The 23,920-nt window shown below is 32.4% G+C and carries 24 protein-coding genes; 5 read left to right on the forward strand and 19 right to left on the reverse strand.

Annotated features, from left to right (window positions below):
- Positions 1-32 precede the first annotated feature (32 nt).
- Both OS191_RS03340 and OS191_RS03345 read left to right on the forward strand, forming a co-directional pair.
- A complete protein-coding gene (locus tag OS191_RS03340) occupies positions 33-1,577 on the forward strand; it encodes a hypothetical protein (protein WP_267154303.1) in 1,545 nt (514 codons plus the stop codon).
- An 89-nt stretch (positions 1,578-1,666) separates the two neighbouring features.
- Positions 1,667-4,027 (forward strand): ATP-dependent helicase, encoded by a 2,361-nt coding sequence (locus OS191_RS03345; protein ID WP_267154304.1) that lies wholly within the window; start codon positions 1,667-1,669, stop codon positions 4,025-4,027.
- A gap of 3 nt (positions 4,028-4,030) precedes the next feature.
- On the opposite strand, the gene OS191_RS03350 is transcribed toward OS191_RS03345, so the two are convergent.
- Entirely contained in the window at positions 4,031-4,894 is an 864-nt protein-coding gene (locus OS191_RS03350) for an alpha/beta hydrolase (protein ID WP_267154305.1), read from the reverse strand.
- Between the two features lie 54 nt (positions 4,895-4,948).
- On the opposite strand from OS191_RS03350, the gene OS191_RS03355 reads away from it, so the two are divergent.
- The gene (locus OS191_RS03355) at positions 4,949-5,569 is read left to right on the forward strand and encodes an L-threonylcarbamoyladenylate synthase (protein WP_267154306.1); all 621 of its coding nucleotides are present in this window, start codon (positions 4,949-4,951) and stop codon (positions 5,567-5,569) included.
- A 35-nt stretch (positions 5,570-5,604) separates the two neighbouring features.
- On the opposite strand, the gene OS191_RS03360 is transcribed toward OS191_RS03355, so the two are convergent.
- The 5 genes from OS191_RS03360 to OS191_RS03380 form a co-directional block, all read right to left on the reverse strand.
- Positions 5,605-5,763: a hypothetical protein gene (locus tag OS191_RS03360; protein ID WP_267154307.1), complete on the reverse strand. Its 159-nt coding sequence runs from the start codon at positions 5,761-5,763 to the stop codon at positions 5,605-5,607.
- A gap of 231 nt (positions 5,764-5,994) precedes the next feature.
- The gene (locus tag OS191_RS03365) at positions 5,995-6,834 is read right to left on the reverse strand and encodes an OmpA family protein (RefSeq protein WP_267154308.1); all 840 of its coding nucleotides are present in this window, start codon (positions 6,832-6,834) and stop codon (positions 5,995-5,997) included.
- A 93-nt stretch (positions 6,835-6,927) separates the two neighbouring features.
- A complete protein-coding gene (locus OS191_RS03370) occupies positions 6,928-7,917 on the reverse strand; it encodes a glycosyltransferase family 2 protein (protein WP_267154309.1) in 990 nt (329 codons plus the stop codon).
- Between the two features lie 4 nt (positions 7,918-7,921).
- Complete coding sequence (locus OS191_RS03375) at positions 7,922-8,542, reverse strand: DUF998 domain-containing protein (protein WP_267154310.1); 621 nt, start codon at positions 8,540-8,542, stop codon at positions 7,922-7,924.
- Positions 8,535-8,987 carry a type I restriction enzyme HsdR N-terminal domain-containing protein gene (locus tag OS191_RS03380; RefSeq protein WP_267154311.1) on the reverse strand — a complete coding sequence of 151 codons (453 nt, stop codon included), beginning with the start codon at positions 8,985-8,987 and terminating at the stop codon, positions 8,535-8,537. The genes OS191_RS03375 and OS191_RS03380 overlap by 8 nt, the downstream gene beginning before the upstream one ends.
- Before the next feature lie 125 nt (positions 8,988-9,112).
- Here OS191_RS03380 and holA point away from each other — a divergent pair, with 125 nt between their 5' ends.
- Together holA and OS191_RS03390 are read left to right on the forward strand one after the other, a co-directional pair.
- Positions 9,113-10,117, forward strand: coding sequence for a DNA polymerase III subunit delta (gene holA, locus OS191_RS03385; RefSeq protein ID WP_267154312.1), 1,005 nt, complete (start codon positions 9,113-9,115; stop codon positions 10,115-10,117).
- A gap of 37 nt (positions 10,118-10,154) precedes the next feature.
- Positions 10,155-10,520 carry a cupin domain-containing protein gene (locus OS191_RS03390; RefSeq protein ID WP_267154313.1) on the forward strand — a complete coding sequence of 122 codons (366 nt, stop codon included), beginning with the start codon at positions 10,155-10,157 and terminating at the stop codon, positions 10,518-10,520.
- A 64-nt stretch (positions 10,521-10,584) separates the two neighbouring features.
- Here OS191_RS03390 and OS191_RS03395 read toward each other — a convergent pair whose 3' ends face one another.
- From OS191_RS03395 to OS191_RS03455, 13 genes are all read right to left on the reverse strand, one after another.
- On the reverse strand, positions 10,585-10,950 hold the full coding sequence (locus tag OS191_RS03395) for a DUF2200 domain-containing protein (protein ID WP_267154314.1): 366 nt from the start codon (positions 10,948-10,950) through the stop codon (positions 10,585-10,587).
- A gap of 97 nt (positions 10,951-11,047) precedes the next feature.
- Positions 11,048-13,168 carry a S9 family peptidase gene (locus tag OS191_RS03400; RefSeq protein WP_267154315.1) on the reverse strand — a complete coding sequence of 707 codons (2,121 nt, stop codon included), beginning with the start codon at positions 13,166-13,168 and terminating at the stop codon, positions 11,048-11,050.
- Between the two features lie 174 nt (positions 13,169-13,342).
- A complete protein-coding gene (locus tag OS191_RS03405) occupies positions 13,343-13,870 on the reverse strand; it encodes a hypothetical protein (protein ID WP_267154316.1) in 528 nt (175 codons plus the stop codon).
- A 132-nt stretch (positions 13,871-14,002) separates the two neighbouring features.
- On the reverse strand, positions 14,003-14,176 hold the full coding sequence (locus OS191_RS03410) for a hypothetical protein (RefSeq protein ID WP_267154317.1): 174 nt from the start codon (positions 14,174-14,176) through the stop codon (positions 14,003-14,005).
- Positions 14,177-14,230: 54 nt separating this feature from the next.
- On the reverse strand, positions 14,231-14,827 hold the full coding sequence (locus tag OS191_RS03415) for a hypothetical protein (protein WP_267154318.1): 597 nt from the start codon (positions 14,825-14,827) through the stop codon (positions 14,231-14,233).
- 232 nt (positions 14,828-15,059) lie between these two features.
- Positions 15,060-15,620, reverse strand: coding sequence for a hypothetical protein (locus tag OS191_RS03420; RefSeq protein WP_267154319.1), 561 nt, complete (start codon positions 15,618-15,620; stop codon positions 15,060-15,062).
- A gap of 155 nt (positions 15,621-15,775) precedes the next feature.
- A complete protein-coding gene (locus OS191_RS03425; RefSeq protein ID WP_267154320.1) occupies positions 15,776-16,597 on the reverse strand; it encodes a type II CAAX endopeptidase family protein in 822 nt (273 codons plus the stop codon).
- A 159-nt stretch (positions 16,598-16,756) separates the two neighbouring features.
- Positions 16,757-18,280 (reverse strand): DUF1214 domain-containing protein, encoded by a 1,524-nt coding sequence (locus OS191_RS03430; RefSeq protein ID WP_267154321.1) that lies wholly within the window; start codon positions 18,278-18,280, stop codon positions 16,757-16,759.
- A 149-nt stretch (positions 18,281-18,429) separates the two neighbouring features.
- The gene (locus tag OS191_RS03435) at positions 18,430-19,113 is read right to left on the reverse strand and encodes a hypothetical protein (RefSeq protein WP_267154322.1); all 684 of its coding nucleotides are present in this window, start codon (positions 19,111-19,113) and stop codon (positions 18,430-18,432) included.
- A 152-nt stretch (positions 19,114-19,265) separates the two neighbouring features.
- Positions 19,266-20,342: a ligand-binding sensor domain-containing protein gene (locus OS191_RS03440; protein ID WP_267154323.1), complete on the reverse strand. Its 1,077-nt coding sequence runs from the start codon at positions 20,340-20,342 to the stop codon at positions 19,266-19,268.
- A gap of 110 nt (positions 20,343-20,452) precedes the next feature.
- Positions 20,453-20,929 (reverse strand): hypothetical protein, encoded by a 477-nt coding sequence (locus tag OS191_RS03445; protein ID WP_267154324.1) that lies wholly within the window; start codon positions 20,927-20,929, stop codon positions 20,453-20,455.
- Positions 20,930-20,976: 47 nt separating this feature from the next.
- The gene (locus OS191_RS03450) at positions 20,977-21,354 is read right to left on the reverse strand and encodes a DoxX family protein (protein WP_267154325.1); all 378 of its coding nucleotides are present in this window, start codon (positions 21,352-21,354) and stop codon (positions 20,977-20,979) included.
- Positions 21,355-21,446: 92 nt separating this feature from the next.
- Positions 21,447-23,858, reverse strand: coding sequence for an alpha-ketoacid dehydrogenase subunit alpha/beta (locus OS191_RS03455; protein WP_267154326.1), 2,412 nt, complete (start codon positions 23,856-23,858; stop codon positions 21,447-21,449).
- Between the last annotated feature and the right edge of the window lie 62 nt (positions 23,859-23,920).

Raw genomic sequence — 23,920 nt, forward strand, 5'->3', positions numbered from 1 at the left:
TTGGATATCTTTATGAAATGAGCAAACAAAAAATGAAATGGCTGAAAATTCTTGGAGTTCTAATTTTAATTCTGGTTTTGGGATTTTTTATAGCACAATATATCATAAAGTCTAAAGTTGAAAATGCATTAGCCACCAAATTACCTGAAACGTTAAAGATTACTTACACAGACTTAGACTTAAGTTTATGGAAAGGGCAAATAATATTAGATAATATAAAACTTACCAACTTTGGGAAAACCATTCAAGAACCCAATGCCGAAGTTCAATTAAAACAATTTGCTGTTAGTGGTTTTAGTTTTTGGAATTTTCTAATAAACAATGTTGTTCAGATAGATGATGTTTTCTTTAAAAACCCAAATATTACCTATTATCATAATGCAATAATTCCTAAAGAAGAATATCAGGTGTCTCAAGAAAAATCATTCGATAAAGAAGTTGAGATTAAAGAAATTCGTATTGACAAAGGGTATATTAAAGTGCTGGATACCGAAACAGACTCCTTGAAGCTTGAAATGCAACAGGTCAATTTTAAGCTAAATGAAATTGTTTATAACAAGAAAACCAAAAACCAAAAAATCCCCTTTAATTATGGTAGCTATCAAATTCTTTTTGATTCGTTTTTCGGACAAATGAGCGACTATGAAAATGTCACTATAGAGCATGCTAAATTAACAAATGAAGCAGCTGGATTTGAAGGTTTAAAGTTATATACAAAATATTCAAAGGAAACTCTGTCAACCATCATTCCTTTCGAGCGTGATCACTATAATTTGCATTTAGACTCTTTAATAGTTGAAAAACCAAATTTTGGGGTTGTTAGAGATACAACCTGGCAGTTTGCTAGTGAAAAAATAGCAATATATCAACCCGATTTTAAGGTGTATCGAGATAAGTTAGTGGCTGATGATGAGCGCATCAAGCCATTATACAGTAAAATGCTACGCGATTTAAAATTCAATTTAAACATAGAAAACGTTTTAATCCATGATGCTAAGATTTCTTATTCAGAAAAAGTAAAACTAGATAAAACAGCTGGTACTATATTATTTACAGATTTTCAGGCAGATATAAAGCATGTGAGTAATACGTATCAAGCTCCAACCAAAACAGTTTTAACTATTGATTCAAATTTTATGGAACATGCGCCTTTACATGTGGTTTGGTCTTTTGATGTAAACAATCAAACAGATTTATTCGAACTACAGGCGGATATTGGAATACTTAAGGCAGAATATTTAAATAAATTTACAAAACCGAACCTAAATGTCAAACTTGAAGGCGAGTTAGATAAAACATATTTTACTATTTCTGGGACAGATGAAAAATCTATGATAGATTTTAAAATGAAGTATAAAGATTTTAATGTAGTGATATTAAAAAGTAATGGAGATGAAAAAAACCAATTTCTCTCAGATGTCGTAAATATCTTTGTATCTAAAAACAGCGAAACTAAAACGCATATTTTTAAAGAAGCTACCAAAGACCATATTGAACGGAGTAAAACACAATCGGTTTTCAATTTTATTTGGATTAGTACTAGAGCTGGTTTATTAAAAACAATGACCATAGATTAACTCTTGTTTAAATTGTTTATAATTATTCATAAATCTATCCTTATTAAAGGCTGACAATGGTTATTTTTAACCCTTAAAATGAAAGAGATTTGGAGACCTATTTAAGTCAGTTAAACGAGGCACAATTAGCGCCAACCATCCAAAAAGATGGTCCTATGATAGTTATTGCAGGAGCAGGTTCTGGGAAAACCAGAGTGCTTACCTACAGAATTGCTTATTTAATGAGTCAAGGTGTGGATTCGTTTAATATTCTTGCCTTAACATTCACAAATAAAGCTGCACGTGAAATGAAAGAGCGTATAGCTACCATTGTAGGTACTAGCGAAGCTAAAAACTTATGGATGGGAACCTTTCACTCGGTTTTTGCTAAAATTTTACGTTTTGAAGCAGATAGGTTGGGATATCCAAGCAATTTTACCATTTACGATACCCAAGATTCAGATAGATTAATAGCTTCTATAATTAAAGAAATGAATCTGGATAAAGATCTTTATAAGTACAAACAGATTCGTTCTAGAATTTCTTCATATAAAAACAGCTTAATAACTGTAAAAGCATATCATCAAAACCCAGAATTAATTGAAGCAGATGTAATGGCCAGACGCCCAAAAATGGGAGAGATTTATAAAAATTATGTCGATAGATGCTTTAAAGCTGGAGCTATGGATTTCGACGATTTATTATTAAAAACCAACGAACTCTTAACGCGCTTTCCTGAAGTATTAGCTAAGTATCAAGATAAGTTTCGTTATATTTTGGTAGATGAGTATCAAGATACAAACCACAGTCAGTATTTAATTGTTCGCGCACTTTCAGATAGATTTCAAAATATATGTGTGGTAGGAGATGATGCTCAAAGTATTTATGCCTTCCGTGGTGCCAATATCAATAATATTTTAAACTTCCAGAAAGATTACGAAGATGTAAAACTTTTTAGATTGGAACAAAACTATCGTTCCACTAAAAACATAGTAAATGCAGCTAACTCCATCATAGATAAAAACCAGACAAAGCTTGATAAAGTCGTCTGGACTTCCAATGAAGATGGAGGTAAAGTGAAAGTGAACCGTTCTTTAACAGATGGAGATGAAGGTCGTTTTGTGGCTAGTTCTATTTTTGAGAATAAAATGGAAAATCAATTGCCAAATAGCGATTTTGCCGTTTTATACAGAACCAATGCTCAATCTCGTGCCATTGAAGATGCTTTGCGTAAACGCGATATTCCTTATAGAATTTATGGAGGCTTGTCGTTTTATCAAAGAAAAGAGATTAAGGATGTTTTATCATATTTACGATTAATTATTAACCCAGCAGATGAAGAAGCCTTAAAACGTGTGATTAATTATCCTGCTAGAGGAATTGGACAAACTACATTAGATAGACTGATTGTTGCTGCTAATGGTTTTAACCGATCCATTTTTGAAGTGCTTCAGAATATTGATAAAATAGATATTAATATTAATTCTGGTACAAAGAATAAACTGAAAGATTTTGTTACTTTAATTGAAAGTTTTCAGGTGTTAAACCAAACAGCTAATGCCTTCGAATTAGCGGAGCACGTTACAAAAGCAAGTGGTTTAATTAGAGAGTTAAATAAAGATGGTACTCCAGAAGGAGTTGCCAAAATGGAAAATATTGAAGAGCTCTTAAATGGGATGAAAGATTTTGTTGAAGGACAAAAAGAACTAGCAGATGCTACAGCTTCCTTGGCAGAATTTCTAGAAGATGTGGCTCTTGCAACCGATTTAGATGCCAACAAAGGCGATGCAGACCATGTGGCATTAATGACCATCCACTTGGCAAAAGGATTGGAGTTTCCTTATGTATATATTGTTGGTTTGGAAGAAGATTTATTTCCAAGCGCCATGAGTATGAATACCAGAAGCGAATTGGAGGAGGAACGACGTTTATTTTATGTAGCTTTAACTAGAGCTGAAAAACAAGCTTATTTAACCTATGCATTATCTCGTTATCGATGGGGAAAATTGATAGATTCTGAACCGAGTAGGTTTATTGAAGAAATAGATGAAGAGTATTTAGATATTATTACACCTATTGAGGAGCGACGTTTTAATCCCATGCTAGATGCCGATATTTTTGGAGATGATATTCCAGAAACAAAAAGAAGGGCTAATGCGAATCAAATCCGATTTAAAAAACCTGTTCAACCAACGTTTAAGAAAAAACAATCAAGCCCTAAAAAAGCCTCAGAAAAAATAACCATTAGCACACCAAAAAACTTAAAACCAGTAAGTAAAACAAGTGGAGGTGCTAATTTGTTTGATGGCAAACTAACTGTTGGAAATATGGTAGAACATATGCGTTTTGGAAAAGGAGAGGTGGTAAAAATTGAAGGCGCAGGTGGAGACACCAAAGCCGAAATAAAATTTGATAAAGGAGGAATTAAAAAACTCCTGTTGCGTTTTGCTAAGCTTGAAATAATTGGCTAATACTTAATCGAAATGCGTTTCAATAAATGCTTTTAGTTTAATACTTGTATCTAATAAATCTAGTCCTACCCAACCATGTCCGGCATTTGGGTATAAGGTAAATTGATGTGTAACTCCTAAAGTTTCCAACTTATCTCTCATGTCTGTTCCTTGCGTTGTTGGAACCAACGGATCTAACCCACCATAAAACAAAATGGTTGGGGGCGCAGTTGCAGTTACTCTATGAAACGGACTTACTTCCTCTAAATAAGCTGTAGTGGCATCCACTCCATATAAATTTAATAAGACTTGTAAATCGGGATTTGTATTATTTAAATAAGCTGGATCTGTGAAATTGGTTGGACCAACAATGCTGCAAACCATATCAATATTATTGTCTGTATCAAAAGCATAACTCCATAATAAAGATAGGTGAGCTCCAGCACTAACGCCTATAAACGCAAAATCGTCATCAATAACATAATAATCCTGTTTAGATTTTAAAAGATTAATTACTGAAGTAATATCGTTAAGTTGCATAGGGTAAGGTTGGTTGTTTTCGTCTGCAAGCCTATAATTAATGTTTACGATGCCCATGTCTGGAAATTCACTTCGAATATAATTTCTTAGTTCATTCATGTCGTTTTTATCACCAGCAGACCAACCTCCACCATGAACCAAAATCATCACTTCGGTTTCTAAATTTCTATTAGCTGGTAAATAGATGTCGAATTTTTGATCATTATCAGGACCATAAGACACGTTGAGTTCTTGGTAATATTCTGAAGAATTTAAGCCAGTATCAAGATTATTGTTATCGTCTGTAGAGCAAGAAACAAAAGAAAATGCAAGGAAAAGTATAAATAAGTAGTGTGTAATGACCTTCATAAAAGATTTAATTAATTACTTTGTATAAGATAACGAATATTTAAGACATATAGTATGGCTGATTTTATTAAAATTTACGAAGAGAATCCAAACCCAAAAGAGATAGCTAAGGTAGTAAAGGTTTTAAGGGCAGGAGGATTAATAATTTATCCAACAGATACCGTTTATGGTTTGGGATGCGATATTAATAATGTAAAAGCATTAGAACGCGTTGCAAGAATTAAAAATGTGAAATTGGAAAAATCTAATTTCTCTTTTATATGTGAAGATTTAAGTAATCTAAGCGATTATGTAAAACAAATTGACACCTCAGTTTTTAAAATCTTAAAAAGAGCTCTTCCGGGACCATATACGTTTATTCTTCCTGGAGCTAAGTCATTACCACATCCTTTTAAAAAGAAAAAAACAGTTGGTATTCGTGTGCCAGATAATAAAATTGCTATTGAAATTGTCAAGCATCTAGGAAATCCAATTATTTCAACATCTATTCATGATGAAGATGAGGTTTTGGAGTATACAACAGATCCCGAACTTATATACGAAAAATGGAAAGACAAAGTAGAATTAGTAATTGATGCCGGATATGGAGACAACCATGCGTCAACAGTTGTCGATTTATCTGAAAATGAGCCTATTATAGTTAGAGAAGGAAAAGGGAGTTTGGAGATTTTTTAAATCTTCATTGTCATATTATTACCTTCTAAAAAGTGCTAAGCAGATTTTAAATTTTCATTAAATTGATTAATCTGTCTATTAGTAATAATTATAGAATCTGCTTGAAAATATTTTTCAGACTTTATAATATTTGCCATCCAATCTAAATGGTTTTTAGAACGTCTTTCAAACTGATAATGTAAAGCTTGTCTCATAATAAATTAGTTTTTAAGCAGGCTCTTAAAACATATATTACAATACGTGATGGTGAGTTTGGGTGGTTATATACGTTGCATTAAATATTGCAATTAATAGGTTAATAGCTTAACACTAATAATATAAATTGTTAACCCATTTAATAAAATAAAAAAGATTAGTTATTTAAAAGCATAAAAAAAGCTCAATCATTCGATTGAGCTTTTTTAATAAATGACTTTTAAAACTGATTAGTTTCCACCAGCTTCAAGATTCTTCATTTCTTTTTCGATCATATCGTAGAATTCATCAATTTTAGGTAAAATAACAATTCTAGTACGTCTGTTAGCTGCTCTTCCTTCAGCAGTTTCATTTGTGTCAAGTGGTACATATTGAGAGCGACCGGCAGCAATTAACTTGCTTGAATCAACTCCTAAGTCAACCAATACACGAACTACAGATGTAGCGCGTTTTACACTTAAATCCCAGTTATCTACTAATGGTGGTTTGTTATAAGGAACAGGATCTGTATGTGCTTCAACCATGCATTCAAAAGTAGGTTTACTCTTTACAACTTTAGCTACTTTACCAAGAACCTCTTTAGCACGATCATTTACGTCATAGCTACCACTTTTAAATAATAATTTATCAGCAATAGAGATGAACACAACTCCCTTTTCAACATTAATTTCAATATCTGGATCGTTAATACCTACTTCACGTTTTAAGCTTGTAACTAAAGCAAGTGTTACACTGTCTTTTTGAGTTAAAGCATCCTGTAAACGATTAATTTTTAATTCTTTTTCTCTAATACTTTCTAGAGTTTTTTCAACATTACTTGCACCTTTTGAAGACAAGATGGTTAAGTTGTCGTTACTTTTACGTAAATCTGCTACCTGTTCTTCTAAAACTTTTGCTCTAGCTGTTGCAGATGCTCTTTCTTCTAAACAAGAATTAAGTTTTACAGTGGCAGTGTTTAATAAGTCTTGAGTTTCTTTTTGTTTTGCTTCTAAGGACGTATAATCTTTTTTAGAGACACAAGATCCCAAAAGAAATAAAGAAAACACACCCAATATCAATGTTCTTTTCATAATAAATTTAGTTTTTAGATGTTATTAATTAACAAGCCAAAATTAACAAAAGAAAGCGAGTTTAAATATGAATTAACAGAAATTTTAACAGTTTTATAAACAATTGAAAGTCTTACAGTTATTTATATAATAAGACCAAACTATAGAAGTTTTTTGGAAATATTTTTTACGTTGCTTCAAAGCTTTTCTTTGCTTTAAAAGTTTTGGTAAATATGTATAAAAGTGAAAATGTGCCTTTAAAATGGCTAAGAAATGAGATGGTTTAAATTCGAAAAGAAATTTTATTCCAGCCAGGCCATCCAAAACAAGTCTTGTTAAGACTAAAATAAACAGATTTCCATGAGCATTTTTAACCAGGGTGAATAAACTGTTCCTAAAGTTTAAATAGGTTTTCTTCGGATTGGTGTTTTTTAAGGTGGCTCCACCAACATGATAGACCGTAGATGTGCCTACGTAAGTTGTTTTAAAGCCTTGATTAAAAGCTCTCCAGCACAAATCTATTTCTTCCATATGTGCAAAAAAGGACTCGTCAAAACCATCTAATTTATTAAAAGTCTCTTTTCTAATAAAAAAACAAGCTCCAGATGCCCAAAATATATTGGTTATGTCATTGTATTGTTCTAAATCTTCTTCAATGGTATTAAAAATACGACCTCTATTATACGGATATCCATATTTGTCTATAAAACCTCCAGCAGCTCCAGCATATTCAAAATAAGATTTGTTTTTGTAATCAAGTATTTTAGGCTGAATAATGGTGATTTCAGGTTGGGTTCTAAAGACTTCAAGTATTGGATTTAGCCAGTTTTTGGTAACTTCCACATCGCTATTTAATAAACAATAAATATCTTCATCTACATGTTTTAAAGCATCGTTATAACCTTTGGCATAACCACCATTGTCTATATTCTGAATAATTCTAATACTTGGAAAATTTTGTTTTACAAATAAAACAGACTCGTCTGTTGACGCATTGTCTGCTACATAGATAGTAGCTTCAGAAGAATTTGCAATAACTGATGGTAAGAATTGCTCTAATAATGCTTTTCCGTTCCAGTTTAATATAACAATAGCTGTTTTCAAAAGATTAGATTTGTTTTTTAATATAAAAGGCAAAGGTAATTATCCAGATTAATATAGAACCTTCTATAATTCTTTGGAATAAACCAATATAATGTCCTGTTGGATTGCTAGAAATGAATAAACTAAACATAAAAGTTATTATTCCACAAAAAAAGGAAAATAACATGATGTTTTTTCCTTGCTTCCAACTTCTGGCTGCAAAACCAATTAAGATTAGAGATAACGGAACAAATGTATAGGTTAAAGCTCCAGAAAATGTATGGATGAGTTGCGAAAAACTTGGGTCTATTAATTCTTTATTACAGCCTACATCACAAGGAAAAACACTGACAAGAATATTACCAAAGCCATAAAGAAAGGCAAAGCCTATAAGGCCTAAATTTAATAGGTTGCTTTTGGGAAGGACTTTTAATGCTGAAAGAGAAAAAAGGATGATAAAAATACCGCTAGGTATAAATCCGAAAATTCTTAAATAAATTCCATAAGGTGCATTGATAGCATAAGATTCACTAATGTATTGCTGAATATGACTGTAGTTTTCAAACTGAAACCCTCCTAAAACACTTGGAATAACAAAAAACAAAACGCCTAATATTCCTAGCCAAAAAGTGATTGTCTTATTCATTTGTAATATAATCTGGAATAGTTTCTAGAAACTGATAACATTCTTTTTTAAAATCCATCTGACAATAATAATGATTTAATCCATTAGTAACCATTAAAAACGTGGCATTTAACGCTAAATTATAACGCGAAATCTGGTCGAAAGTATCTTGACTTATCTTTATTTTTGGCGCTTTACATTCCACAATAAGATGAATGGAGCCATCTGGATTAAATACAACAATATCATAACGTTTTTTTAAATCGTTTACTTTTAGCTCTTTTTCAACATTGATTAAAGATTGAGGATATTTTTTTACTTGAATTAAATATTGTACGCAATGTTGCCTAACCCATTCTTCAGGTTGTAAAATCACAAACTTTTTACGAATACAATCGAAAATAGAAATTTTATTTTTGCTATTTTTGAAACGAAACGAAAATTTTGGAAATTGGAGCTCTTGCATGAAGGCAAATAGATTTTTTTCAAAGTTAAGGTACATTCATCAAAAACCAAATATCCATAGCTTATTTTGGAATTTGAATTTTTTAATATGCTTGCCTGATGCTTAGGCAAGGAATTTTTAGCAATTTGGACGAAGTCAAACAAATAGTAGCAGATATAAAAAACAAGAAATTCCGACCTATTTATTTTTTAATGGGTGAGGAGCCTTATTATATAGATAATATTTCGAAGTATATTGAGAATAATGTCCTTTCTGAAGAAGAGAAAGGCTTTAATCAAATGATATTGTATGGTCGCGATGTAAGTATTGAAGATATTGTTGGACATGCTAAACGCTATCCAATGATGTCAGAATATCAGGTGGTTATTGTAAAAGAAGCACAAGATTTATCTCGAAATATAGAAAAACTTGTTAGTTATGCCGAACAACCACAGCCTACAACCATTCTGGTTTTTAATTATAAATATAAAACAATTGATAAGCGTAAAAAGCTATACAAAACACTTAAAAAATCTGGTGTTATTTTTGAAAGTAAGAAGTTGTACGACAATCAAGTTAGCGATTGGATAAGACGTGTTCTTTCTGGACAGAATTATACTATTTCTCCAAAAGCAGCACAAATGCTTGCCGAATTTTTAGGAACCAATTTAAGTAAAATTTCAAACGAATTAGATAAACTTAAGATTATTCTTCCTGAGGGCACGCAGATTACTCCAGAACTTATTGAACAAAACATTGGTATTAGTAAAGATTATAATAATTTTGAGTTGCAAAATGCCGTGGGCTCTAGAAATGTCTTAAAAGCAAATCAGATAATTAAATATTTTGGCGAAAATCCTAAAGACAATCCCATGGTAGTAACTGTGGCTTTACTGTATAATTTCTTCTCTAAATTACTGTATCTACATGGTTTAACAGATAAGTCGCCTAGAAGTGTAGCTTCAGCCCTAAAAATTAACCCTTATTTTGTTAACGATTATATTACGGCTTCAAAAAATTATCCAATGAAAAAAGTTAGTGGTGTAATTGCTATTTTAAGAGAGTTTGATGTAAAGGGAAAAGGCGTAGGATCGAACGCTGTTAAGCAAGGAGATTTGCTTAAAGAGATGGTAGTAAGAATTATGAATTAATTTGTAAAATCAATTTCCATATAGGTGGAATATAAGAATGAAAAAATTACTTTATTTAGTTGTCTCCGTGTTATTTTTATCCTGTAATGAAGAATCCAAACTACCAGACCCCTTAGAAGCTGGTTGGAAAGGTGAAAGCGTTTGCGAGGTTCTTCATGAAGATCCTAAAATACGTGTTTTAAAATGTACTTTTCCTCCAGGAGTAGGACATGAGAAACACGAACATCAACCACATTTTGGTTATACCCTAGAAGGTGGTACTTTTCAAATTACAGATGCCGATGGTACCGAAACCAAAGAAGTTAAAGCAGGTGTATCTTGGAGTAAAGACCAGGTAAGTACGCATGAAGTGGTTAATGTGGGAAATACCACATCTGTATACCTGATTGTAGAGTACAAATAATTAAAGTCTCCAGGACACCACATATACTGAAGATTAAGATTAATTATCAATACATACTTTAGAATTAAGTAACTCGCAAAATCTTTTCCATTTTACGTCCTTTCGCTAATTCGTCCACCAACTTATCTAAATATCTAACTTGTCGTGTCAAGGGAGTTTCGATTTCTTCAATTCGGTAACCACAAATTACTCCTTTAATAAGAGTCGCATTTGGATGTAAATTTGCTTTTTGAAAGAATGTTTCAAATGTCACTTTATCTATTATAAATTCTTGTAGTTTGTTTTCATTAAAACCAGTAAGCCATTCAATTACCTGATGTAGTTCGTCTTTTGTTCGGCCTTTCTTTTCTACTTTGCTGATATAGTGTGGGTAAACCGAAGCAAATGTCATTTTTGCGATACGTTCATTGTGCTCGGGAGTTGTTTTCATAAGGTGTATTTTTTTAGCTTTTTATACAGAGATAAAACCATCAATTCTATCTTTACTTTATTAAATTGATGGCGTTATCGCTTGTAACTAATTAGATTTATTTCAAATATAAATCGAAATAATCTGTTACTTTTTGCATTAAATGCACTCTATCTTTTCCTCGAACATTATGCTCATAACCTGGGTAAACAAAGTAATCTACCTGCACACCATTGCTTACTGCATTTCTTAAAAAATCGATGGAATGTTGCCAAACCACTATATTATCATCAGTTCCATGAATTAACAATAATTTTCCTTTTAGATTTTGAGTTTTATCTAATAAGCTGGTTTTAGCATAACCTTCTGGATTGGTTTGTGGGGTGTCCATATAGCGTTCACAATACATAATTTCATACATACTCCAATCCATAACCGGGCCACCAGCAACACCTGCTTTAAAAACATCTGGCTGTAATAGCATGAACGACGTGGTCATAAAACCACCATAACTCCAACCGTGCATTCCCATTTTGTCTCCATCTACAAATGGAAGTGATTTTAAATAATCTACACCAACCATTTGGTCTTCCATTTCCACTTTTCCTAATTGTCTAAAAGTTACTTGTTCAAATTCCAATCCGCGATTGCTGCTTCCACGTCCGTCCATAACCCAAACTACATAACCATTTTGAGCCATATAATCGTACCATAGATTTCCACTGGCAGGGAAACGATTTATATTCATCTGTGCATGTGGACCGTTGTATAAATACACGATAACCGGATATTTTTTGTTGGCATCAAAATTTGTTGGATAAATCATCCTTCCATATAAATCTGTCCCATCATCTGCCTTTAAAGTTACATTTTCAACTTTAGGCATATCATACTCTGCTAATGGGTTTTTTGCCGTCAATAAGTTTTTCTTGAATTTTTTATCCGTAGAATATACATCAATTTTTCTAGGGGTTGTGCTGTTCATCCAAGTATCCAGAACATAGGTTCCATTTGAATTTACCGAAGGGAAATGGTACCCGGCATCGCTATCTAAACGTTCCATATTACCGTTTTTCCAATTTACAGCATACAGATGTTTTTCCATAGCACCGTCTTTTGTAGCTGTAATTAATAATTGATTTGATGTTTCATTTTTACCTGAAATATCATTAACCAACCATTGACCACTAGTAATTTGGTTTAGTAATTTTCCATTCAAATTATAACGATATAAATGCATAAATCCATCACGTTGACTCCACCAAACAAATTCTTTTCCATTAGGTAAAAAGTACAAATCATGTTGTGGTTCTACGTATTTTTCACTTTTTTCTTCAAATAAGGTTTTTATAAATTTTCCTGTTTGAGCATTGTATTGATTTAATTTCATGTGATTTTGATCCCGATTTAAAACAGCAATATAAATGGATTTTTCATCTGGGGCCCAAGTTACACAGGTTAAGAACTGCTCTTTAGGTTCTCCGGTTTCAAGAAAAATAGTTTTTTTAGTCTTCGGATTATAAACTCCTAAGGTTACATGATGAGAATCGCGTCCGGCAAATGGATATTTAATGTTTTTATTGACAGCTGGAGTTTTTGACCAATCGATAATTGGGTAATCGTTTACCATGGTTTCGTCCATTCTGTAAAAAGCGAGTAAATTTCCTTTAGGTGAAAAGAACATCCCTTTACTGATTCCAAATTCAAATTGATGAACAGCTTTCCCGTTTGTAATACCGTATTTTCCGTCTTCGGTTATTTGATGGGTTTGTTTATTCCCATCCAATAAATACAAATTGTTATCTACTACATAAGCAAACGAACTGGTTGCAGATTCAAATTCTTGAACTTCTGTATTTTCTGGAATAGTTAATAGTTTTTCGGATGACTTCGTTTCTCGATTCCAAATCATAAAATCTTGAGCATTTCTATAAGACGCTGTGTTTTTATCGATCCAGCTAAAGGAAGGAACAGATTTCATATCTGTAAACTCATTAGAGCGCGCCAGAGTATCTGTTTTTAAAGATGGAAGTGTTCTTTGCACCAAAGCATTTCCATAGGAAGTTTTAACGGCTTCGGTGAAACTATTTTCATCTGGAATCCATTTTAATTGCGATAAACTTTCTACTCTTAGATTGGTTCCTAAGCCTATTACGGCATCTTCCATAGTTAATTGTTTGTCTTGAGCTAGAACTGAAAGACTGGCGAAAAGGGCTATTGCTAAACTATAATTTTTCATATACTTATTTTGAATGGCTAAATTTAAGGAAAACTCAGGAGATAAATGGCTTCGTGCTGCTTAGTTTTAAAGGATTTGTTTCTAGTATTTATAAGGAACACTAATTAAACAAATCTTTTTGTTTTTTTAACTTGGGTATAGACGAACGGGTTCTTGGAAGTTGTCTGGTACTAATTAGTTTAATTCTTCTTTATTGTACTTAATCTTTTTGTGCATTAATATTTTAATTAGATATATTATTGGCAATGCAATAAATAATATTGGCAAAAAAGGATACAAATATTTGTTATAATCAGTGTCGTTGCCAAGACCATTCAATATTGAGGCTATAGTTATTAGTAAACACATTATACTGATAAAAAGTCCTAATATCCGTAACATTTGAGTTGACATTTTATAGTTGTATTCAATATTTTTGTTACTAATTTCAGAAGGGTAGTTAAAAAGCCAAGGATATTGATTCAATTTATAAAGTACTATACCGATAATTCCAAAAACTATTGGACTTATCCATAAAAGGTCTTTTGTTCCCAATCCGTCATTGTCTTTTGAAGGCCAATTAAAGTAAATAGGAAGTTTTTCAGGCAGTTGGTTGTAATAAACTCCAATCAATATAGCAGAAATCAAAATCAGAGCAAAAGTCAGAGCTTCAATTCCTTTATCAATGTTATTTTTCCTAATTTTAATTTTTGGACGACTCATTTCTCATATTATACTCTACGTGATTGTGTATGCTTTTGTTGCGTGTATTAAGCAACTAATTTAGCAAATACAACCCGAATAGAAAATCCGTGAAGATTTTCGTAAGTAGGCTTGAACTATCCAACAAGTATTTTATAATTCATATTTCCATTTTTGAGTTTCATTGTCAAATGCAATACTAAAACCTCTCATATTAGTCACAGGTATATTTGTTTCTTTGTGCCTTTTTATTTCCCATTTCGAAATTTTACTAACCAATTCTATAGCATCTTTTTGAAATTCGGTTAGAGGTTTACTAATTGACACTTCAAAATTGGTTGGAAGGTTGAAATTAGAATCAATTTCGGTTTTATATCCTCTTTAAGTTGTCACATAAATTAAGTTACCATTTTTATCAATAAGTAGTCTTAAGAATGAATGAGGCTTTTCATAGTTCTTTATTTTTCCAAGTTTTAAAATCGAGTCTGTATTTGTAATTGGTTGAGGATAATTAAAGTCTTTTTCTACAAAGTATATATATTTTTCAAGTTTAAAAGAATCTCCATTGTCTAATACTCTTTGTTCTTTTTCTGAAATTGTTCTTTTGTCAATTGATCTTGAATTTGTACAGTGAAATCCAAAAGTTAATTTATCATTACGAAAGTGTGCATAAATAAGCCAATTCTCGTTTTTTTTTACATTCCAATCACATGATGTAAAGACTCCAGTATATTTTCCTTCCGATTTTAAGGTGAATTCCAATGTTTTCAGATTGTCACCATTTTTGTAATGTTTTGAGATGTCAAATGTAATTGTATAAGTGAGGGAATCAGAAGCGTATATTTTAGAAACAGCTTTTCCCTCAAAAACATATTCAGCTGTATAGAATTCCATTATAGGTTTCGGCACGTCACAACTAGAAGCAAATGTTTTTGTGAAAATCAGAGTCAATATTAATGTCGCTATGATTTTTTTCATATTTGTGCCAACGTCTCTGTATATGGCTCGTAGCGTGCAAATTAGAAAATTATTTTCGGATTGAGCACAAGCCAGATTTTTAAATTTTACTTATTATCTTTTTTTTATCAATAAGCCAAATTTAAAAATTTGGCGACTTTCCAAATATACCTTAACTTTGTTTGAGCAACTAACTAGTTATGAGCTGCATACATTGTTGTGCGTGGGCCTTCCCGTTACAGGTTACCGTACATTAATTTTTAATTACAATTTTTCCACAGTTGATTTCATAGTTATTAAGTTTATAAATAAGTTCATCTTTCTGTAATTCAAATCCTGCTCTTATTGTTCCGTTTACACCTTCGTCAGAGATTACAACCGAATAGAAAAGATAAGAGCTATTTGGTTCAATTACTGTTTTCAATTTAGATGGCTTATTTATGTTTTCGTCAAGGAAACTTATTATATCCAATCCGTAATTCGGTAATTTTTCTTTCTCAAGAGTCATTTCGTTATTTGGTATAAACAAATTGAAGTTTATTTTAGGCTCTGAAGGTATTACAAACGAATTAGCTGAAAAATCTACTTCTAATTCCAAATTAGAAGATGCTTTGTTTGTAATACAAGTCCAAAATGTTACGTAAACAAATTCTTTTCCGTTGCTCGTTGTAAATCTTTGTCCGCCTTTTGGATAACTATTCTGAATTGTAATGCCTTTATTAACTCCATTATCATATTCAAATTCGGTATGGAAATTTTGTCCAATTAAAGTATTAGAGAGCAGAAAAAGAGTGAAAATGATGTGAAATTTCATTGGGCTATATGTTTTTTTTAGCTTACGCAAAACGGTCTCAGCTATGAGTAGTTGCGTGGGTTAGCACTTAACTTTATAAGTATATACCAAACTAAAAATCAACGAGTCCCGATAACTATCGGGATTCGTAATTAGGCTTGCACTAGCAATTAATTTTATACGGTGCTGGCACTTGTTTTTAATTTATTTTTAACAATTAATGTTCCTGTAAATATTAGCATGCCAATACTAGACAATAAATGTACTTTTTTGAAATCCATATTCAATTCAGGGAAAAAAAGCAAAGCTATTCCTGCATTAACCGATAAGTGAAATAAGAGCGCAACTAAAACACTGCCTTTTGAATTAATTACTAACCAAGTGATTATTATTGACAAACAGATTAGCATTAGAAAATAAGCTAATACAGGTAAAAAAGAAATTGATTCTCCGCTAACTAAAGTGCCAAATGGTGCCCACCAAAGTGGGATATGCCAAATGAACCATATAACACCAATTATGATTGCACTTTTTAAGTTTGTATATTCTTTTTGTAATTCGGGTAATAAAAAACCTCTCCAACCAAGTTCCTCTCCCAAAGGCCCAGCATAAAATCCAGCCCACAATATAGACGGAATCGAAAGAAAAGCCATTAGGTCAAAACTACCAATATCTCCAATGAATATGTTATAAAGTCCAATTCCAAAAATGACAAAAGTTATCGGTAAAATAATAATGTATAAATAATTTTTAAAGGGAACGTTCCAAATAAATAATTTCTTTAGTAAATTCAATACACCTTTAATTCCGTCAAAGATAAAAGTTGTTAAAATAGCACTAATTGTCGGTCCATAAAGACCAGTAAAAAAGAATATTAAAAATTTTCCAATCGATTCTTGATTAATTCCATCTGTAAGAATGTTTAAGCCAATAAACCAAAAAGTCCAAGACCAAATGATGGTCATTAATAAAAAAATATAAGTTTTTTTGTTATTCATATTTCAGGACGGGTCAAATTAAGTGCCAACGGATTTGTGTATGAAAAGTGTGTGTTTGTGTCAGCGGATTTTCGGAACGAAAATCAGATGAAAGCAAGTACGCACTTTTCTTTTATTTAGCATTAAACTACGCATTTTTATATAAGGTGTTGGCAAACGTTATTTTATTCTTTCAATATCGTTTAATTGCCAGCTTTTGTCGAAAAACTCTTTTTTGGGAGCATAAAGTCTAAAATATGGAAACCAACCTTCGTCTATATTTGTCTGCATCCAATTGTTGTGAAATTCACTTGGCACTTTACTGTCGTCTGGACCAAAGTAAAGGTCTACAGAACCATCATCATTAAATACCAAACGTTCATCTCTAGAGTCTCTGTTAGCATCAATAAACTCTGTTATTTCAGAGCGTATTAATCCACGCGTGTGTTCACTATAAGGTGTAAGAGACCAAAACTGCTCGAAAGGTGCATTAGCAGGAATAGTCAACTTATAAGTTTCTCCACCTTTCAAGAAGTCACCATCGCTATCACGCTTTGTACTTAAATATACTTGTCCTTGACCTGGCGTTTCTGTTTTCATACCCTTAGTGGTGGTTACAGCCTCATAAAACCAAGCTGCTCTTTCGTCTGTATAGTAACGCACACTATCTTCTTGTTCAATAGGGAAGTCAATTAAACGGTACCAGTTGGTGCCTTCATAGTAAGGCTTAGCAAAATAAGGCTCCATAGCATTGGCACGTGCGGTAAGTTCTCCAAGTCTTCCACCTTCTTCTAGAATGTTTTTGATCTTTTCTGATGGCTCAAAAGGTTCGCCATCCATTATGCCGAAGTAATGAAGCCATTCCATATACGCTTTGTCACGGTCTCTAACGGGTTCATTTTGTATTGCTCGGTGTAGCATTTCAAAATATTTTAATCCAATAGGAGCTTGTCCGTACCAATCTTTATCGGCTTTAAAAACAAACTTAGTATCGTGGTTGTCATTCTTCAGAGGATATACTTTAACCATATCTGTAAACTCTTTTATAGCCTCATCTCCTGGTTCTAATACCCTGAATCCAACACTTAATTTATTGGTTCGTGATTGAAAAATAAAGTCTCCTTTATCTTTAAAGTCTTCAGGGTTATCATTAGGACCTACAATAACATATTTTCCTCCGTTTCCTTTATCTGGCCCAGTAAGCCCCATATCGCATACCGGATATTCCCACCAGTCCATAATTGCGGAAGCATAATTTCCTGCCGGCATTTCAATAACTATTGGGCCAGTTTTTACTAAATCGGGCCATCCAAAAATGTAGGGTGTGGTTGCATTTGAAGTTACAATTCCTGTATTTTCTTTTAGTGTGGTATAAACAACAAATTCGGGACCGTTGGTGCCAAAGGCGTTTTCTTGTCCTTCTTTCCAAGCTTGGAACTGAATAGTAGGCAAACTCCAAAGTACTAATTCCGACGCCCGCTGAATATCGCGGACTTCATAAATTCGCTTCATCGATTCATCCGTTGGGTAGGTGTTGTCTAATTCAATTGTTCCTATGGAAGAATTCAATTTTTGACTGCCTATTAAATCAGAATCGATAATTGAATCGGTCTCAACCGATTCTGTCTTTGTTTCTTTTTGATTGCAACTAGTTATAAAAAAAAGACTTAGTGCAATGATTGACAGTTTACTAATAGTGCTCATTATTGATATCTTTTAGATTGATTGTTAGTTTAAATTATATTACTCGTTGAATGTTTCATTAATGTATGCCAACGGTTTTCTTTACTTTATCACTGTTATTAAAGTAGTGATTATATTTACTAAGAAACAAGAGGAGAACAAAAACGTTTTTATTTACTTTTTGTATAATCACATTCATCTTCGATTACTACTTTTTTGTCAATTCTTGTAAAGTTTATTAATTTTTCTTTTGAATCTAAATTTCCATAAAAGTCAATTAAATATCTTTCCTTAAAAATTCCATTTGGAACGTTTTTTTTGCTTTTCCATTCCTCATAAGCAGTTGGAAAATAAAAAACAGGTAAGTGAAATTCAGTTTTCTCTTCAATAATATAGAATTCTGTTGCAAGTTTTTTTCTTTTTTTCTTTCTAGGTTTTATAGAGGTCAATTTATATTTATTGTATTCATTTCCGTTAATTATTGTATCATTCAGATTCAGAAAATCATATTCTTTAATTCGAAACTTAAATGGATTATGATAATTTCTGACATAGTCACAACCTATATTAATAAATTCAGCTTTATTTAAATCAGATTTTAAGAAATTGACATTAAATGATAGTCCATTTTCATCTTTAAAGTCCATTGTGTAATTCAAACTATCCAACTCTGTAACAACTGCTAAATAATTATTTCTTCTTGAATTTGTCAGGTAGAATCTTTTTATGGTTTTTTCAACAGAATCATTATATGTTGTAAATTCATACTCGATTAAATAGTCAAAGACATATTGTTTTTGTGAAAAACAATATGTCGATATAAGTAAAAATGTTATTATTAAGAATGGTTTCATCAAATGTTTTGTAACGTGTTTGTGTATGATTTCGTTGCGTGTTTAAGCACTAAAGTTAGCAAATAAATCACAGATAGAAAGTCCGCAAGGACTTTCGTAAGTAGGCGAGAACTAGCAATGAATTATACACGTCTTAAGTTTGATTTTATTTTTCAAAATTTTTTATCAAATGATTTTCCGTTAAACTTATAAACTCCTCTATCTGCCATTCCAAAAAGTAAAATTTTGTTTTTATCCAAGTATATATCCCAAATCATTTGGGATTTTAGTTTTTCATCAATTGTAAAGTTTGTCAAAGATTCACCATTATATTTCCAAACTCCTGAATCTCTATCTGCAAACCAAATATTCCCTTCATTATCTTCCTCAATTGCAAAAACGGATTGAAGTCCTGTATTTTTGGTGGTTTGACCGTTTTGGGTGTTAGATTTAAACTCTTTCATTGGAATTAATTTTCCTTGTTCCTTCGAAAAGTGTATTGTCGAATCTCCACTTTTTAGGATTACACCAATTCCATTATTTCCTATCCAAATTCGACCTTTTGAATCTACTAATACACTTCTTATGTGTAAAACTTCATTGTCTTTAAGTTTTAGGCTTTTATGGTCATAAATATTTGTCGTTTTGCCATCGTAATTGAATAATGCTGAATAGGTTGCTATCCAAACTTTACCGTCTTTATCTTTTGAGATACCTGTAACACCATAAGATTTATTCGGATTATCATTTTTAGGTTTTGGGAAAATTAGATAGTTCATATTAATTCCATCAAAACGGTTTATTCCATCTTCTTCTCCTGCATAAAACCATAAATTTCCATCTGTAGCATTCCAATCTAATTTCGGGGAATAAGATTCACTTAAATAATTCGTGAAGTTTTCTCTATTGTAACTACACACACCTTTGTCAGTTCCAATCCAAATTATTCCGTTTTTATCTTCTTGAATTGAACGAATTTGATTGCTTGCTAAACCGTCGTTTGTTGTGAAGTATTCAAAAGTTTTTCCATTATAATGGCTAATACCTTCGTTATGACTTCCAAACCAATAATTACCTTTACTGTCTTGAAAAATAGCACGTATACCAGAAGCAAATTTCAAGGTGTCGGTTTTTGAAGTGTTTAATAATTCAGTTTTATTTACTTCTTTTTCGATTGATTTCTTTTCAAGGCAGGATAAATTCAGAGTTAATATAAGTATTAGATAAATCAATTCTATTTTTATGTTCATTTCGGTTTTTTCTTATATGACGCTATAAAAACTAATATAGTCGTTTATCATTTATACTTCGAGGATATTGGATGTTTTGTTAGCCTCTAATCATCTAGTCATCTAATCCTCTAATCCTTTAACTCTTCCAATTGCAAATTATAATCGTATTGCAAATCTTCGTGAAGGTTAGTGACTATTTTTTTAATTCTTAAAATCTGTCTGTCATATATATTGGTCAAAGTGACATTACGTTTTATAGAAGGTGAAAAATCTTTTAGTTTATTGCAAAAGTAGAGGAGGAGTTCAACTTCAGTTTCTTTCTTTAAAGAATATCTGCTAAACTTTTTTATAAGCCTTAAAATCTTCCGAACGCTTTTTTTAATATAGAAATAACTGTCTGTATTTATGCTTTCGAATTGTAAATCTAATTCCTGTTTTACAGTTTCTATATAACCTGTTTCGTCATGTGATTCAAATAATAAATAGGTAAGAAGCTCTTTGTTTTCCTTTTTGAATTTAGACAAACGCAAACAGAGCTCCATAAGTTCTTCTTTAGAACGATGCTGTAATTCTTTCTTGATGGTGACTACGGAGACTGCTTTCATACTAATTCCCAGAAAATCGAGGTTCTTTTAATTAAACATAGAAATTTTTAGTTATTCTTATCAATGGCATATTTTCCAGGACCAGTTAGAAAGATAACTAGAAAGCCAACTAAATACAATAGCGCTTTTTCCTTTGTACCAAAATCGTCTGGGGCATGAACTATAAATGCAGCAACAAACATGGTTATAGCAGCAGGAATAGCCGCTAACTTGGTTTTTAAACCAATAATTATTAAAATTGGAGCAATTACTTCTCCAATTAAAGCAAGGATTAAGGATAGTGTTGGCCCTACACCAATGGGATCTCCAAATTCTATGGGACTTGAAAAAAGGCGTTCAATTTTTGGAATGCCATGTGTTAGCATAAAGCCGCCAAAACCGAGTCTGGCAATTAATAAGGCTAAGTCGTAGTAGTTTTTTTTCATTTTTAGTTTTTTTAGTTGTGATAAATATATAAAAAAAAGACCTCATAAGGTTTTAAACTCATGAGGTCTTTTATGATACTTTTAATCCTTAATTATCTCAATTTTGGAAAATTAGAAGGATTCGCTTCATGCATCACCTTATACACAGCTTCAAACACATCTTCTACAGAAGGCTTAGAGAAATAATCTCCATCTGTTCCATAAGCTGGTCTATGTTGTTGTCCTGTTAAGGTTTCTGGTTTGCTGTCTAAATGTTTATAGGCGTTTTGTGTGTTTAAAACTTCATTTAAAATAAAAGCAGAAGCACCTCCTGGAACATCTTCGTCAATAACCATCAAACGATTGGTTTTTGCCACACTCTTAACAATATCCTGATTTAAATCGAAAGGTAATAAGGACTGAATATCTATAATTTCAGCATCAATCCCAACTTCCTGGAGTTCTTTTGCAGCCTGCTCAATAATTCTTAAAGTAGAACCATAAGACACTAAAGTAATATCTTTTCCTTCACGAATGGTTTCAACCACACCAAGAGGCGTTTTAAACTCTCCAATATTACTAGGCATTTTTTCTTTTAATCTATACCCATTTAAACATTCTACAATTAACGCAGGTTCGTCGCTTTCTAAAAGCGTGTTATAAAAACCAGCAGCTTTGGTCATGTTTCTTGGAACTAGAACATGGATGCCACGAACTAAATTAATTACACCTCCCATTTGAGAGCCAGAATGCCAGATACCTTCTAGTCTGTGACCACGAGTTCTGATAATTAATGGTGCTTTTTGACGTCCGTTTGTTCTGTATTGCAGCGTTGCTAAATCGTCGCTCATAATTTGAAGCGCGTATAGAATATAATCTAAATATTGAATTTCAGCAATAGGACGCAAACCTCTTAAAGCCATTCCAATACCTTGTCCAAGAATGGTTGCTTCACGAATACCAACGTCCGATACGCGAAGTTCGCCATACTTTTCTTGCATACCTTCAAGTCCTTGATTAACGTCTCCAATATGTCCGGCGTCTTCTCCAAATACTAAGGTTTCAGGATATTTTCCAAAAATAGCATCGAAGTTATCTCTAATCACTAATCTGGCATCGACCTCTTCGCTATTATCATCATAAGTTGGTTTTACTTCTTTGATATTTAAAACCGATTTTGGCGATTCGCTATATAAATAAGAGCTGTATTTAGGTTGGATCTCTTCAAAATAAGAATTAATCCAATTGACTAATTGTGTTTTTTCTGCTGAAGTTTCGCTTACCACATAACGCAAAACTTTTCTGGCCGTAGAAAGAATATCTTTTCTAATAGGTTCTTTAATTTCGGCTAAATCGTTTTTAAGTTTTGTGATAAAAACATTGTTTGTACTAGAACTGGCAACGGTTTCTATAAGCGATAATAGTTCCTGTTGCTCTTGTTTTAAAGGTTGTACGAAAGCTGTCCATGCTGCTTTTTTACCTTCACGAACTTCCTTTTTTATACTGCTTTCAATGTCTTTTAACTCATCATCCGTAGCAATGCCATTTGCAATCATCCATTCACGGAGCTTCACATTACAATCGTATGCTGCTTCCCATGCTAAACGGTCTTCATTTTTATAACGTTCGTGAGAACCAGAGGTTGAATGACCTTGTGGTTGGGTTAATTCATTCACATGAATTAAAACAGGCACATGTTCTTCTCTGGCAATTTTTGAAGCTTTTTGGTAGGTTTCCACTAAAGCTGGATAATCCCAGCCGTTTACACGTAAAATTTCGAAACCTTTATTGTCTTCATCTCTTTGAAATCCTTTTAAGATTTCAGAAATATTTTCTTTTGTTGTTTGATGTCTAGCGTGCACCGAAATTCCGTATTCATCATCCCAAACACTCATAACCATAGGTACTTGTAAAACCCCTGCAGCGTTGATGGTTTCAAAAAATAAGCCTTCGCTGGTACTGGCATTTCCTATAGTTCCCCAAGCGACTTCATTTCCATTTTCAGAGAAGTTAGTGGTATCAATTCCATTTACTTGTCTGTATATTTTAGATGCTTGAGCCAAACCTAATAAACGGGGCATTTGCCCAGCAGTAGGAGAGATGTCGGCACTAGAATTTTTCTGTTTAGTTAAATCTTTCCAGTCACCGTTTTCGTCCAAACTATGTGTTGCAAAATGCCCGCCCATTTGTCTTCCAGCAGACATAGGATCGTGTGCAATATCTGGATGACCGTATAAACCAGCAAAAAACTGTTGGATATTTAGTTCTCCAATAGCCATCATAAAGGTTTGGTCTCTGTAGTATCCTGAACGGAAATCACCATTTTTAAAGGCTTTAGCTAAAGCTAATTGCGGTACTTCTTTTCCATCGCCAAAAATTCCAAACTTTGCTTTTCCAGTAAGTACTTCACGACGTCCTAATAAGCTACACTCGCGAGAGGTGACAGCTAATTTATAGTCGTTTAAAACTTCAGTTTTAAAGTCTTCGAAAGACAGGTCTTTTTGTACGTCTGGATTTGTCTGCATGGTTCTTATTTTAAAGACACAAATTTAGGCAATATTTGTGTGTTTTGCAATTTGGAAAACCG

This window comes from Xanthomarina sp. F2636L (assembly GCF_026410195.1).
In the GTDB taxonomy this organism is placed as follows: domain Bacteria; phylum Bacteroidota; class Bacteroidia; order Flavobacteriales; family Flavobacteriaceae; genus Xanthomarina.

What these genes read in the sequence shown, in the direction of transcription:
- OS191_RS03340 (WP_267154303.1), top strand. Translation starts at nt 33, where the DNA reads ATGAAATGGCTGAAAATTCTTGGAGTTCTAATTTTAATTCTGGTTTTG.
- OS191_RS03350 (WP_267154305.1), bottom strand. Translation starts at nt 4,894, where the DNA reads ATGAAGGTCATTACACACTACTTATTTATACTTTTCCTTGCATTTTCT.
- OS191_RS03355 (WP_267154306.1), top strand. Translation starts at nt 4,949, where the DNA reads ATGGCTGATTTTATTAAAATTTACGAAGAGAATCCAAACCCAAAAGAG.
- OS191_RS03360 (WP_267154307.1), bottom strand. Translation starts at nt 5,763, where the DNA reads ATGAGACAAGCTTTACATTATCAGTTTGAAAGACGTTCTAAAAACCAT.
- OS191_RS03365 (WP_267154308.1), bottom strand. Translation starts at nt 6,834, where the DNA reads ATGAAAAGAACATTGATATTGGGTGTGTTTTCTTTATTTCTTTTGGGA.
- OS191_RS03375 (WP_267154310.1), bottom strand. Translation starts at nt 8,542, where the DNA reads ATGAATAAGACAATCACTTTTTGGCTAGGAATATTAGGCGTTTTGTTT.
- OS191_RS03380 (WP_267154311.1), bottom strand. Translation starts at nt 8,987, where the DNA reads ATGCAAGAGCTCCAATTTCCAAAATTTTCGTTTCGTTTCAAAAATAGC.
- OS191_RS03390 (WP_267154313.1), top strand. Translation starts at nt 10,155, where the DNA reads ATGAAAAAATTACTTTATTTAGTTGTCTCCGTGTTATTTTTATCCTGT.
- OS191_RS03395 (WP_267154314.1), bottom strand. Translation starts at nt 10,950, where the DNA reads ATGAAAACAACTCCCGAGCACAATGAACGTATCGCAAAAATGACATTT.
- OS191_RS03400 (WP_267154315.1), bottom strand. Translation starts at nt 13,168, where the DNA reads ATGAAAAATTATAGTTTAGCAATAGCCCTTTTCGCCAGTCTTTCAGTT.
- OS191_RS03405 (WP_267154316.1), bottom strand. Translation starts at nt 13,870, where the DNA reads ATGAGTCGTCCAAAAATTAAAATTAGGAAAAATAACATTGATAAAGGA.
- OS191_RS03415 (WP_267154318.1), bottom strand. Translation starts at nt 14,827, where the DNA reads ATGAAAAAAATCATAGCGACATTAATATTGACTCTGATTTTCACAAAA.
- OS191_RS03420 (WP_267154319.1), bottom strand. Translation starts at nt 15,620, where the DNA reads ATGAAATTTCACATCATTTTCACTCTTTTTCTGCTCTCTAATACTTTA.
- OS191_RS03425 (WP_267154320.1), bottom strand. Translation starts at nt 16,597, where the DNA reads ATGAATAACAAAAAAACTTATATTTTTTTATTAATGACCATCATTTGG.
- OS191_RS03430 (WP_267154321.1), bottom strand. Translation starts at nt 18,280, where the DNA reads ATGAGCACTATTAGTAAACTGTCAATCATTGCACTAAGTCTTTTTTTT.
- OS191_RS03435 (WP_267154322.1), bottom strand. Translation starts at nt 19,113, where the DNA reads ATGAAACCATTCTTAATAATAACATTTTTACTTATATCGACATATTGT.
- OS191_RS03440 (WP_267154323.1), bottom strand. Translation starts at nt 20,342, where the DNA reads ATGAACATAAAAATAGAATTGATTTATCTAATACTTATATTAACTCTG.
- OS191_RS03445 (WP_267154324.1), bottom strand. Translation starts at nt 20,929, where the DNA reads ATGAAAGCAGTCTCCGTAGTCACCATCAAGAAAGAATTACAGCATCGT.
- OS191_RS03450 (WP_267154325.1), bottom strand. Translation starts at nt 21,354, where the DNA reads ATGAAAAAAAACTACTACGACTTAGCCTTATTAATTGCCAGACTCGGT.
- OS191_RS03455 (WP_267154326.1), bottom strand. Translation starts at nt 23,858, where the DNA reads ATGCAGACAAATCCAGACGTACAAAAAGACCTGTCTTTCGAAGACTTT.